Source organism: Pseudoalteromonas sp. L21 (assembly GCF_021728035.1).
Lineage (GTDB): Bacteria > Pseudomonadota > Gammaproteobacteria > Enterobacterales > Alteromonadaceae > Pseudoalteromonas > Pseudoalteromonas arabiensis.
This window is the reverse complement of sequence record NZ_JAKKCV010000006.1, coordinates 61,576-73,865: the sequence shown is the minus strand read 5'-3', so window position 1 is coordinate 73,865 and position 12,290 is coordinate 61,576. Positions and strand designations below refer to the sequence as shown.

General features: G+C 41.8%; 12 protein-coding genes. 8 read left to right on the top strand and 4 right to left on the bottom strand.

Going from position 1 to position 12,290, the window contains the following annotated elements; translation table 11 throughout:
* Positions 1-15: 15 nt before the first annotated feature.
* Entirely contained in the window at positions 16-1,392 is a 1,377-nt protein-coding gene (locus L3V41_RS16755; RefSeq protein WP_237128127.1) for an NAD-dependent succinate-semialdehyde dehydrogenase, read from the bottom strand.
* Between the two features lie 165 nt (positions 1,393-1,557).
* Between L3V41_RS16755 and L3V41_RS16750 the strand changes: the two genes are divergently transcribed.
* From L3V41_RS16750 to L3V41_RS16740, 3 genes are read left to right on the top strand one after another with little or no spacing between them, the layout of a single operon-like run.
* The gene (locus tag L3V41_RS16750; protein WP_237128126.1) at positions 1,558-2,595 is read left to right on the top strand and encodes a nitronate monooxygenase; all 1,038 of its coding nucleotides are present in this window, start codon (positions 1,558-1,560) and stop codon (positions 2,593-2,595) included.
* The gene (locus L3V41_RS16745) at positions 2,583-3,158 is read left to right on the top strand and encodes a Crp/Fnr family transcriptional regulator (protein ID WP_237128125.1); all 576 of its coding nucleotides are present in this window, start codon (positions 2,583-2,585) and stop codon (positions 3,156-3,158) included. The genes L3V41_RS16750 and L3V41_RS16745 overlap by 13 nt, the downstream gene beginning before the upstream one ends.
* Before the next feature lie 49 nt (positions 3,159-3,207).
* Positions 3,208-3,708, top strand: a complete 501-nt coding sequence (locus L3V41_RS16740; protein ID WP_237114849.1) for a YgjV family protein — start codon at positions 3,208-3,210, stop codon at positions 3,706-3,708.
* 16 nt (positions 3,709-3,724) lie between these two features.
* Here the strand turns inward: L3V41_RS16740 and L3V41_RS16735 are convergent, their stop codons facing one another.
* Complete coding sequence (locus L3V41_RS16735; protein ID WP_237128124.1) at positions 3,725-4,237, bottom strand: NUDIX domain-containing protein; 513 nt, start codon at positions 4,235-4,237, stop codon at positions 3,725-3,727.
* 184 nt (positions 4,238-4,421) lie between these two features.
* Here L3V41_RS16735 and L3V41_RS16730 point away from each other — a divergent pair, with 184 nt between their 5' ends.
* The 5 genes from L3V41_RS16730 to L3V41_RS16710 are packed head-to-tail and all read left to right on the top strand — an operon-like array spanning position 4,422 to position 9,937.
* Positions 4,422-5,765, top strand: a complete 1,344-nt coding sequence (locus tag L3V41_RS16730) for a sigma-54 dependent transcriptional regulator (protein WP_062570161.1) — start codon at positions 4,422-4,424, stop codon at positions 5,763-5,765.
* A gap of 12 nt (positions 5,766-5,777) precedes the next feature.
* Positions 5,778-5,987, top strand: coding sequence for a hypothetical protein (locus tag L3V41_RS16725; protein WP_062570162.1), 210 nt, complete (start codon positions 5,778-5,780; stop codon positions 5,985-5,987).
* Between the two features lie 23 nt (positions 5,988-6,010).
* Entirely contained in the window at positions 6,011-7,489 is a 1,479-nt protein-coding gene (locus L3V41_RS16720) for a sensor histidine kinase (RefSeq protein ID WP_062570163.1), read from the top strand.
* Positions 7,490-7,951 (top strand): response regulator, encoded by a 462-nt coding sequence (locus L3V41_RS16715; RefSeq protein ID WP_062570164.1) that lies wholly within the window; start codon positions 7,490-7,492, stop codon positions 7,949-7,951. It abuts the gene before it with no gap.
* A 12-nt stretch (positions 7,952-7,963) separates the two neighbouring features.
* Positions 7,964-9,937 carry a response regulator gene (locus tag L3V41_RS16710; RefSeq protein ID WP_062570165.1) on the top strand — a complete coding sequence of 658 codons (1,974 nt, stop codon included), beginning with the start codon at positions 7,964-7,966 and terminating at the stop codon, positions 9,935-9,937.
* Here the strand turns inward: L3V41_RS16710 and L3V41_RS16705 are convergent.
* On the bottom strand, positions 9,918-10,922 hold the full coding sequence (locus L3V41_RS16705) for a LacI family DNA-binding transcriptional regulator (protein ID WP_237128123.1): 1,005 nt from the start codon (positions 10,920-10,922) through the stop codon (positions 9,918-9,920). The two genes, L3V41_RS16710 and L3V41_RS16705, sit on opposite strands and share 20 nt — an antisense overlap.
* A 22-nt stretch (positions 10,923-10,944) precedes the next feature.
* Positions 10,945-12,276, bottom strand: a complete 1,332-nt coding sequence (locus L3V41_RS16700) for a glycoside-pentoside-hexuronide (GPH):cation symporter (RefSeq protein ID WP_193988372.1) — start codon at positions 12,274-12,276, stop codon at positions 10,945-10,947.
* Positions 12,277-12,290 lie beyond the last annotated feature (14 nt).

Sequence of the window (12,290 nt, the reverse complement as noted above, 5' to 3'; positions counted from 1 at the left end):
ATTGAGCCCTTGTTGTTATTCATTGACCATAACGGTTTTTATATTCACAAATTCGCGTAATCCAAAACCGCCATGCTCACGGCCATAACCGCTATCTTTTACGCCTCCGAAAGGCAGATTTGGTTGCGCCAAGCCATAGCCATTGATATTGACCATGCCTGTATCAAAGTGGTGTTTGGCAAGCTCAATAGCCTGCTTTTCATTTTTCGAGAAAATACCACCGCCTAGACCGTAGCGGGAGTCGTTTGCAATGCGCATAGCATCGTCGTTATCTTTGGCTTTGATAAGAGATGCAACAGGGCCAAACAGTTCGTCATCATACGCTGGCATGCCAGGTTTAATATTTTCAAGTAAGGTTGCAGGGTAATAAAAACCTTGGCGTTCGGGGATTTCGCCTCCCACCACAGCCTCTGCACCTGCTTCAATAGACTCTTTGACTTGCTGATGTAGCTTGTCGCGTAAGTCTTCACGAGCCATTGGACCTAAATCGCTATCTTTTTCATTAGGGTCGCCCATTTTTGTATTTTCAAATTGCTTTTTGATCATTGCTTTAAAATCACTATAAAGCGCATCGACAACCACAAAGCGTTTTGCAGACACACAGGTTTGCCCATTATTTATCAAACGACCTTGCGTACATGCACTAATGGCAGTTTCAAGGTCAGCATCATCCAGTACAACGTAGGCATCGTTACTACCAAGTTCGAGGACGGTTTTCTTCACATATTTTCCTGCACGTTCAGCAACCTTTTTACCAGTGCCATCACTGCCTGTGAACGTAACGCCACGAATCGCTTTATGCTCGATTAATTCGCTGGCCGTTTTGCCATCTATTAAAAGGTTTTTAAAGCAATAGTCAGGGAAGTCAGCTTGTGCAAAGAGCTGCTCTATCTTTTCAGCCATGCCAAATACATTGCCAGCATGCTTTAATACAGTCGTATTACCCGCCATAATATTTGCACAGGCATAACGAATAACTTGGTAAAGCGGGAAATTCCATGGCTGAATACCCAAAATAACGCCAATTGGCTGATAGGTGACGATTGCATGGCCGCCTTGCATGTCACGTTTTTCATCCGCTAGTACTTTTGGGCCCTGTTCAGCAGTATAGCGACAGATAGCAGCGCATAGCTCAACTTCTTGTAAACCTTGCTGATAAAGCTTGCCCATTTCATCTGTCATAAGCTGTGCAATATCTTGCTTATTTGATTCGATAACACTTGCGAGCTTATTGAGATGCTCAGCCCGTTTGGTTAATGATGTTTTGCGCCAGCTCTCAAAGGCTTCATGGCATTTGTCTACTTCTGCTTGCGCCTTCTCTAAAGACAAGAGAGTATATGTTTCGAGCGCTTGCTCTGTAGTCGGATTGATTGTGGTTACAGTGTCAGTCATCATTATCTCCTTACAAAAAATGTAAAGGGTAACGTGCAAGGTGAACACCACTTTTATATTTATTTATCTGTTTGTTTTTTATAGCTAATTTTTATCTTTATTTGAATGCTCATGAGCAGGTTCTGTAAAAACTGCAAACAGATGCAAAACTTACAAGGAGAGGCAATGAAAAAATCATATTTCGATACAGAGTTGGCGATTATTCAAGCCCCTATGGCTGGAGTGCAAAATGCAAAGTTAGCAGAGGCAGTGTGTCGAGCAGGTGGGCTAGGGTCTTTACCTTGTGCAATGCTATCAAAAGAGCAATTAATAAGTGAGCTTGAGTATTTAAGTCATGCCACTGACAAGCCTTATAATTTAAACTTTTTTTGCCACCATACACCAGCTTATACGAAACAGCAGCAAGCTGCTTGGCATACCTTACTTTCTCCTTACCTAGAGGAGTTTGATGTTGATGTATCAGCACTTTCGACGGTGGCCTCACGTCAGCCAATTAATCAAGAGGTTATTGATGTAATAGCACCTTATAAGCCGCCTGTGATCAGCTTTCATTTTGGCTTACCTGAAGCGGCAATCATTTCGCAAATTAAAGAATGGGGTGGCACGGTGCTTTCATCAGCAACTACACTCGCAGAAGCCAAGTGGTTGGTTGCAAACGGTGCCGATGCTGTAATAGCTCAAGGACTACAAGCTGGTGGCCATCGAGGTCACTTTTTATCGATGGATTTATCATTACAGCTGACTACTCAAGAGTTGGTTGGTGCGTGTGTCGAACTTGATATCCCAACAATTGCAGCGGGGGGCATTGCAACACCAGAGGATGTGAGTTTGTATCAAAAGTTAGGCGTGATTGCAGTGCAAGTGGGGAGTGCTTATTTATTGACTGAAGAGGCAACAACAAGCTCGTTACACCGCCAAGCATTAATCTCTCAGCAAGCAGGCAGTACTGCACTTACGACCTTATTCTCAGGCCGTGCAGCACGAGGGATAACGAATAGAGTGATGAAAGAGTTAGGCGCAACTCCTCAACATGTGCCTCCTTTTCCTTATGCATCTATCGCAATTACGGCATTACGAACTCATGCAGAAGCAAACAATGATAGTGGTTTTTCACCCCTTTGGTGCGGAGAAAAATTTATTAACCGTGATGGGGTGAGCGCAGCAAAGATCACTCAGTTGCTAATGCAAGGATGGCAAGATTGACGGATACGCAGTTACTTGAACTGGGAGATAGCTACCAGCAACTTGCAAAGCAATTAAAGCACCAGTTAGCGGGGAGCTATCCAACAAAACGTTATGCGCGTGATGACGTGCTTTTAAGGCAAGGAGCGCTGCAAACTCATGGCTATCTTATTTTATCGGGTGTACTCGGGGCACTCCATGCAAGTAAAAATGGTGGGCAAAAGTGCAAAGAGTTTTACTTTCAAGATGAATTTGCATTGCTCTATGGTAATTGGTTAACACACTCGCCAGCTCTTTATCAGCTTAAAGTCATTCGTGACGCTAAAGTAATAAAAGTACCGTTAGCATTACTTGAGCAGCCTTTGAATCAAATGATGAAGCAGCAACTTGTTACCCAGCAGTTGCTATTCAAAGAAGCAAAAGAAGCCTTTTTATTACTTAACTCTCCACAGCAACGTTATGAATATTTACTTGCTAAAAAGCCCCATTGGTTGGCTCAGTTGAGCTTAACAGAAGTGGCAATGTATATTGGTATTTCCGCTATTTCATTATCACGAATTCGCAAGCGTCTTAACTTAAGTTAAGGCGCGATAGAGAGCGGCGCATTACACTGCTGTTTTTTCAGGAGTTGTCATGTTTATTTTGTCGCAATGTTTGGTTGCTGTTGCTACGTTACTCGATTTAGCCTCGTTCCAGTTTAAATCTCGGCAAATTATTTTAATGTGTTTGTTTAGCTCGGTTTTGCTAACGTCGATACATTTTTTGTTACTCAATAATTTAAGTGCATCGGCACTGATGCTGATAGCTGCTCTACGCTACGGCTACTGCATTTTTGCTCGAAAGCAGTGGGTAATGTACGGCTTTATGGCTTTAAGTGTTTTTGCAGTGCTTATTACATGGCAAAGTTGGTTCAGTTTTATTGCACTGACTGCGACTCTGGTTCAAACATATGCCTCATTTCAGAGCAAAGATCTATTACTTCGTTGCTTGATGGTGTTGGGTACTCTTTGTTGGATCACGCACAACTTACTTATTTTTTCGCCTGTTGCGGTGGTCATGGAAACCGTTTTCCTGTTAAGTAATCTTCTGGGTTTATGGCGTTTTTATGTTAATCCAAGAACAGTAACGCCATAATTTAATGGGATTATTTTTATATAGTTTTAGCGATGAGTTTGAGTAGAAAAGTTTCTCGCTGAATCGACAAACCTTGCTTCTCGCTCATTGCCATTGTGGTTTCGTTGTGAGCGATTGCACTATGGATATTTACCCATTTGGGTTGCATGCCATTTTGTATTTCGTAGTGCTCCATTTTTGACAGAGCCAACTGCTCATCGATGTCGCAATAGTAGCAGTAGGATTTAATGTGTATACACTCAAAGTCATCTTTATACCAAGGCCTTAATTCTTCATAGAGACCAAGTGGCTTTTTTATCTTAATATTTTGTGCTCCCGTTTCTTCTTGTAGTTCGCGTATTAATCCTTCTTCAATACTTTCACCTGTGTTAATTCCGCCACCAGGTAAGCTATAGTCATCATAGCGAGCTGTGTAAAGCAGGAGGATTTTTTCACCTTTTAAAACGACCGCACGGGCGGTTTCACGGGTGAACTGACTTTTGTTTTCGTCATTAATACTAGGGTGGGTAACTTTTCTTAATAGTTTCATAGTATACAGCTTGGCTTAATCTATAGAACTGCATCATACAGGGTTATAAAAGTTTAATTAAACTTACCCTAAAGTGGTACTTGTAGGGTAATATAGTTTAAAAGTATTGGTTTGTAGTTCGACGCAGGTAGTTTTCATTTTCAAATAATTGCGTAGAATGGTTGAAAAAGCTTAGGGAATTAATATGTTAAACGTACTTTTAGTTGATGATGATAGCGAGTTTAGTGAAGTTGTATGTCACATAGTAGAGTTCCTAGGTCATAATATAAACACAGCCGCAAATCTTGCAGAAGCAGAGCAGTGGTTTGAGAACAATACATTTGATCATGTCTTTTTAGACTTTATGCTACCAGATGGCAGCGGCTTACACTTGCTTGAGCACCTGAAACTAATTGGTCAATCGCCTCGTGTTACTTTAATTTCGGGTCATCCGTCAGTAAAAGGTAAGCTCGCAGAAATGTGTGAGCCCAATGTAGGGCACCTTGTAAAACCACTGCAACGTGAAGATATAGAACGGGTTTTAAATCCTAAAAAAGCCAGTGGTAAGAAAAAAGCAACACCAAGTATTAAGCGTCATTTTGGCACCCTAATTGGTGAGTCAGAGGTTATGCAAAAGCTTTATACGATGATTGAGCGGGTTGCGGCAACATCGGCTAACGTTATGCTAATGGGTGAAAGTGGGGCTGGTAAGGAAGTGGTTGCACAAGCAATTCACAACGCCACGCAGTGCGATGGTCCTTTGGTTGCGACTAACTGTGGTGCATTCTCGAAAGAACTGATTGGTAGTGAATTATTCGGTCACGAAAAAGGCGCATTTACGGGAGCTGTAGCTCGTAAAGAAGGGGTGTTTGAGCAAGCGGCAGGGGGCACGTTATTTTTAGATGAAGTAACAGAAATGCCTATTGATATGCAGCCAAACTTATTACGTGTACTTGAAAGCAAAAGAGTCACACGTGTTGGTGGTACCAAAGAGCAGGCTGTAAATTGTCGTGTTATTTCAGCAACCAATAGAACGTTAACCGACCTTGCACAAAATAACGTGATCCGCGAAGATATTTATTTTCGTTTGGCGGTTTTTCCAATTGATATTCCCCCACTGCGCGAGCGAAAAGAAGATATTCCATTGCTCGCAGAGGCATTTTTAGATCAACTAAATGACGAAAATGGAACCAGCTTTAAATGGCAAGCAAGTCAGATAAAGGTACTTGAAGGGCATGACTGGCCTGGTAATGTACGCGAATTGCGCCATGCTATCCACCGTGCATTTATTATGAGTGATCCAAAAGGAAGCACTATTACCTTGCCTGACTCACTAGAGTCACCATTTTCACGGGTAAATAAAAAAGCCGAAGCAAACAATCAAGTGCTGGCAGGGCAAACGATTGAAGAAGTTGAAAAAGAGTTGATCCATGCGACTTTAGATAAAGTACAAGGTAACAAGACAATTGCGGCCCAAATGTTAGGGATCAGCACAAAAACACTGTATAACCGTTTGAATGCTTATGGAGGCATTGGCGAATATAAATAACAAAGGAATACTATGAATAATAACGAGTCTTTACGTCAGTTGGTGCACGATGCGCGTGCTCCCTTAAACCGTATTTCGATGAATGCAGAGTTAGTTAAGCTCGTATTAGAAAATGATATGCCGAAAGATAAAGCACTTGCAGCCCTTGATAAAATAATTATTAATTGCCAGCAATGTAGCGAGCAACTACAAAAAATAAGTGACACTCATTCCGGCGAGTAAGCAGCATAGAAACTAGGAAAAAAATGCATAAGCAAAAGGGTAAAATAACAGTTAGCTGGGCAGGGTTTATCAGTGTTGTTTTGTGTATCGTTGTGGCGAATGCATTCTTAGCAATTAATAGCATACGCTCTTTGAGCGACACACAGAGTAGCCTTGATAACACAAATTCATTAAACACAGCTATTGAGCAATTACACTTGTCAGTTGTACAGGCTGAGTCTGGGCAGCGGGGCTATTTGCTGACAGACCGTGAGGACTATTTAGTACCATACACGGATGCAATGGCTACGATGCAAGCGCAAATTATGCTTGTTAAGAGCTTACACTCAGAAATACCTGGGCAGGCTGATCGTATTGCACGCCTTATCCATTTAGTAAACGACAAAGTGGCAGTTATGGCTAAAACAACCGATTTTGCCCTCGAAAATAAAGACGTGAAAGCGCGTCGGTTATTACTTACAGATAAAGGCCGTGATCTGTATAAAGCCATTCGTGCCGCGGTTAATGAAATTCAAATGCGCGAACTTAATTTTAAAATAGAAAAGTTTGCTATCCTTTCTGAGATTAAAAATGAAGCTAAGATCACTTTTGCTATCACGGCAGTGACCAGCTCTTTACTGTTAATCGGTATGTTTATTTTAGCGCGAACGAACCTACAAAATGCTGCTAAATACCGCTTAGAATTAGAAAAACAAAATGAAAGCTTAGCCGCTAAAGTTGATGAACGTACTCAAGAACTGACGATTTATGCTGATGAGCTTAGCCGCTCTAACAGAGAGCTTGAAGAGTTTGCTTTTGTAGCCAGCCATGATTTGCAAGAGCCGCTTCGAAAAATTCAAGCATTTAGCGATCGCCTTGAGAGTATGTTTAAGAATGAACTTGGTGAAAAAGGCATTGATTATATCAGCCGAATGAAAAATGCCGCTCAGCGTATGTCTAACCTTATAAATGATTTACTTGAGTTCTCACGCGTGACTACGCGGGGTAAAGATTTCACAGACACAGACTTAAATAGCATTGTCGATGAAGTGCTGGATGATTTAGAAATCGCTATTAAAGAAGCTGGCGCTGAAGTCAATGTAATGACTCTGCCGCATATTCAGGCTGACCCAAGTCAAATGATACAGCTATTCTTAAATATTTTGTCCAATGCAGTGAAGTTTAGACGTGAAAATGTCGCCCCGCTTATTAGCATTGATTATGAGCGTATTGAAGAGTTTAGTCCGAACCACAATAGTAATGTTGAATGGGAAGTCATCACCATATCAGATAACGGTATTGGCTTTTCGGAAGAATATCTCGAAAAAATATTTGTACCATTTCAGCGATTACATGGCCGCTCGCAATACAAAGGCACAGGTATCGGCTTGTCTGTGTGTCGCCGTATTGTTGAGCGTCATGGTGGAGAAATTATAGCGAGTAGTCGCGTTGGTGAAGGGGCAACCTTCATTCTTAAATTACCCGTGGAAGCTTCGCTTTTCACATTACAAGGAGAGGCTTAGATGCCACTTAACAAAGTTAAACCTATTACCATTTTAATGGCTGATGACGATGAAGACGATCGTTTATTAACTCAAGATGCGCTTGCAGAAAGCCGCGTTCTTAATGAGTTATTTTTTGTCGAAGATGGTGTTGAATTACTTGAATACTTAGAGCGAAAGGGGAAGTTTAGTGATAAGCAGAACTCTCCTCGGCCTGGGCTTATTCTGCTTGATTTAAATATGCCGCGGATGGATGGGCGAGAGGCATTAGAAGCGATTAAATCAAACCCTAACTTAAAAGGTATTCCAGTTGTTATTTTAACTACGTCAAAGCAAGAAGAAGATATGGTTAAAGGTTACGACTTAGGCGCCGCTTCTTACATCACAAAGCCTGTGACCTTCGATGGTTTGGTCGATTTGATGAAAACACTCGGTAAGTATTGGGTTGAGTTTGTTGAATTACCCACCCCTCTAAACGACTAAAAAGGACAACAAATGTTAGATAAGGTAACCCGACTACTCTTAGTTGAAGATGATGAAGATGATTATATTCTAACTTGTGATTACTTAGAGCAATTGGGTTCCCATACATTCGATGTTGAATGGCTTAGCTGCCCTGAAGAAGCCGTTAACGTGTTGAGTGAAAATAAACACGATATTTGTTTATTGGATTATAGACTTGGTGCTTCTGATGGACTTGAAGTATTAAAAAGTGCGGTTGCTAATGGGTTCCGTGGCCCTATCATTATGCTCACGGGTCAATCGGATGACACCTTAGACTCTGCTGCACTTGATGCAGGCGCTGTTGACTACTTAGTTAAGAACGAAATGAGTTCAAGTCGGTTTGCCCGTGCAATTCGTTATGCATTAGCCAGACGGGATGTAGAAGATGAGCGTGTTGAACGTTTGAAAGCTGAAGCTGAAAATCGCTCGAAAGATCGCTTCTTAGCGCATTTAAGTCATGAGTTACGCACGCCTTTATCGTCAATATTAGGTTATACCGAACTGTTGATGCAAAGCGAAAAAAACCAGCACGCGCATAATGAACTTGGGGTCATTTACCGAAATGGTAAGCACCTATTGAGCTTACTTAATGATGTACTCGATTTATCGAAAATTGCGGCAGATAAGTTAGAGCTCAACTGCTGTGATGTAAACCTCGATAGCTTAATGGCTGACGTATATACTTTAATGCGAGTGTCAGCTGTAGATAAGGGCTTATCGCTTAGGTTTGAGTCACAACAGGCACTGCCTTTAATTATTAATTCTGATGCTACTCGTCTTCGCCAAATCCTCATTAATATTATTAATAATGCAATTAAGTTCACTAACCAAGGTGAGATCGTTGTGCGTGCATGGACTGCATGGGTTAATGAGCGCGAAATGCTGTTCTTCAGTATCAAAGATACAGGGCTTGGCATTGCACCCGAAAAGCAGGCTCTGATTTTTAAGCCATTCGAACAAATTGCTGATGTTGAATCACGTGATGTTGGTGGTGCAGGACTAGGCCTTGCTATTTGCTCTGAATTACTCACACGTATGCAAGGTTCAATAGAGCTTGAGTCCACTCAAGGGGTCGGCTCTGAATTTACTTTATCTATTTATCCTGGCAACATTCGTGATGTTGAGCGTCAATTGCTGACGTTTGACTCTAACCCCGACTGCCATCAAAAGTTAACAACACTTTCAACCAGTGGGCGTGTACTTGTCGTCGATGACCTTAAAGATTTGCGTATTTTGGTAGGGCATATGATCGCAAGTACTGGGGCTGATGTTGAATACGCTGAAAATGGCAAACATGCGATTGAAAAGGTTGCTGCAGCAGAACAAGCAGGCAAAGCTTTCGATATTATATTTATCGACCTTCACATGCCTGTTATGGGCGGCAAAGAGGCGACAATTGAGCTTCGTAAAATGGGGTATAAAGAGCCGATTATCGCACTGACAGCTGCAACCATGAAAGGGGTTAAAAGTGAGCTATCGGCGCTTGGTTTTAATGACATGATCGCCAAGCCAGTGGATTCAGGGCTGCTTTATCAGGTGTTGAATCATTATATTTGCCAAGGTAAAACAGAGCCTGTCATTGAGCATGATGACAGTCCGGCGATGACTCAAAAAAGTACCCGTTATTTATTAGTTGAAGATGACACAGATGCAGCGCAAATCACTCAGCTTTTATTAGAAAGCCTTGGGGTTGAAACGGTAATCGCTGCCAGCTGTGAAGCGTGTTTAAATACGCTAAGTGAAGACGCTGAGTTTGATAAAGTGCTGCTTGATATGCATTTACCTGACGGCAGCGGTTTGGATTTAGCAAAACAGCTCAAACAACTATACCCCAACTTAACCTTAGTTATTGTCAGTGGGGCAGAACCTGAGCCAGAGAAAATAGAACCGCTAGATATTGAACAAGTTCTGTTAAAGCCAATTAACCTAGGTCTACTGACAGATCTTATTGAGGGCAGTGCCTAATTGATTGTCGAGCAACAAGGCTTGGCTCAAACATAGTTTGCAGAGGCTCAGTTTGCTTTTGATAAACGTGCTTAAGAATCCAGTTTGCAGCCATTTGCCCCATCTCATTGATTGGATAGTTAATTGTACTTAGGGGCGGATAAATGTGGCGAGTAAAAAATACATTATCATAGCCCATCACTGATAGCTGCTCTGGAAGCGCTAAGCCAAGTTCTCTGGCGCTGGCGATGGCGCCAGTCGCCATTTCATCATTGGCACAAATAACTGCACTAAATGACAACCCTTGTTGATAGATTGTTTTTAATCCCTCAAAGCCACTGGTTTCCATAAAGTCACCTTGATAAAGCAGTTGTTCATTAAATGATAAATTAAATTCAGCAAGTGCTTGTTTGTGACCAGCTAGACGATCTTGAGCATCTTTTTTCCAAAGTGGGCCACTGATATAGGCTATATTCTTGTGGCCTTGTTCTAAAACATGTTTGGCTGCAAGGTAGCCACCTTTGATGTTATTTAAAATAATACAACGGTCGCTTAATTCTGGAATAAAACGGTTAATGAGTACAAATGGTACACGGCCCTTACTCAGCTTGATTAAGTAATCGTCGCTGACAGCTTCAACATGCAAAATAAGGCCATCACAGTTACGGCTTATTAGGAACTCAATGCCTTGCTTTTCTCGCTCTTCGTCGCTGTGGCCGGCAGCAATGATTACATGTTTACCTTGGTTTCTAAAAATATTCTCAATACCACTCATCATAGGGCCATAAAACGGGCCTTGTAATTCAGACACAAGTAGACCAACACTGTTCGAGCAATTCGACGCTAATGACTGCGCAATAGAGTTTGGTCTGTAGCCAAGCTCACTCATTGCCGCAGTGACTTTTTTACGAGTAGCATCACTGACATTCGCATTGTTATTCATTACTCGCGAAACAGTTGCCAAAGACACTCCAGCTAGTTTCGACACCTCGTAAATGGTGGCCATATTATTCCTTTTTAAAACCCAATTATGGATGACGTTTTAATGATAAGTCGGCACTGATTTGCTCAACGGTTTGATTATCAAGAATATACCTCTTCATGATTAAAGCGACAAGCACGCTGCCAATTGCTGGATAAAGCGTAAATGAAATTAAAATGCCTGACAGCGTATGCTCACTGAGCTCAGTATTCGCTTCGTAACCGTAAAATGCGAGTAACCAACCAGCGATAGCACCACCAAGGGCAAGGCCGAGCTTAATAAAAAATACTACGCTCGCGTAGACAAGCCCTGTTAGTCGTTCGCCGGTTTTCCACTGACCATAATCAATCGTGTCGGCCATTTTAGCCCACAGTAGTGGGGTCGCCATTTGTGTGAAAAAACACCATAAAAAGTACACAATAAAAGCAAGAATCAGTTGTTCGCTTGGTAACCAAAATGCCACACAGCTAATTGCCGCAGAGATATATTGCAAAAAAATATAAGCAGTTTTCTTATCAACACGTTTACTTAACGGGTTTGCACACGCACAGCCTAGAATATTACCTATCATACCGAGAGTGACAAAGTAAGTGACTAGCTCTGCTTCACCAAGTACGTATTTTACATAGTAAATTGCAAGCGTTGTGCGCAATACCATACTAGTTAACAGCATAAGTGCAGCTAAGCACAGCACCTTAAATGGGCCATTTTGCCAAAGCGTGTCGATGCGGTTTTTCCAACTCAATGATGAGCTGTTATGGGTTGTAACGCGCTCTTTAGTGAAGCGAAAACAAATCAAGAATAAGATGACGCCTAAGCCACTCATCAAGGCCATAGTGAGTTGATAGCCTGTGGCGTTATCACCTTTTCCTAACCAGTTTACTAACGGTAAGGTACAGGCACTAACTATTAGGCCGCCCAGCATGCCGAACACAAAACGATAAGATTGAATCGATACGCGCTCTTTAGGATCGCCACTTAACACTCCCCCCAATGCTGAATAAGGAATATTAATGGCGGTGTAAACCAGCATTAGCAAAGTATAAGTGATAAAGGCGTAAATTACTTTACCAGATTCAGGTAACTCTGGCGTGGTGAAGGTGATCATACTGATCACCCCAAATGGTAGGGCTAGCCAGAGTAAATATGGGCGATAACTTCCCCATTTAGTCCGTGTTGCATCGGTTAATGCGCCCATTAATGGGTCGGTAATTGCATCAACCATCCTCACCACCAAAAACAAGGTGCCGACAATAGCAGGTGAAATGCCAAAGATATCCGTATAGAAAAAAGTTAAAAATAACATCACTGTTTGAAAGATAATGTTACTTGCGGTATCACCTAATCCGTAGGCTACTTTCTCTTTTGTTGTCAGCATGTGTGTTCTCGTTT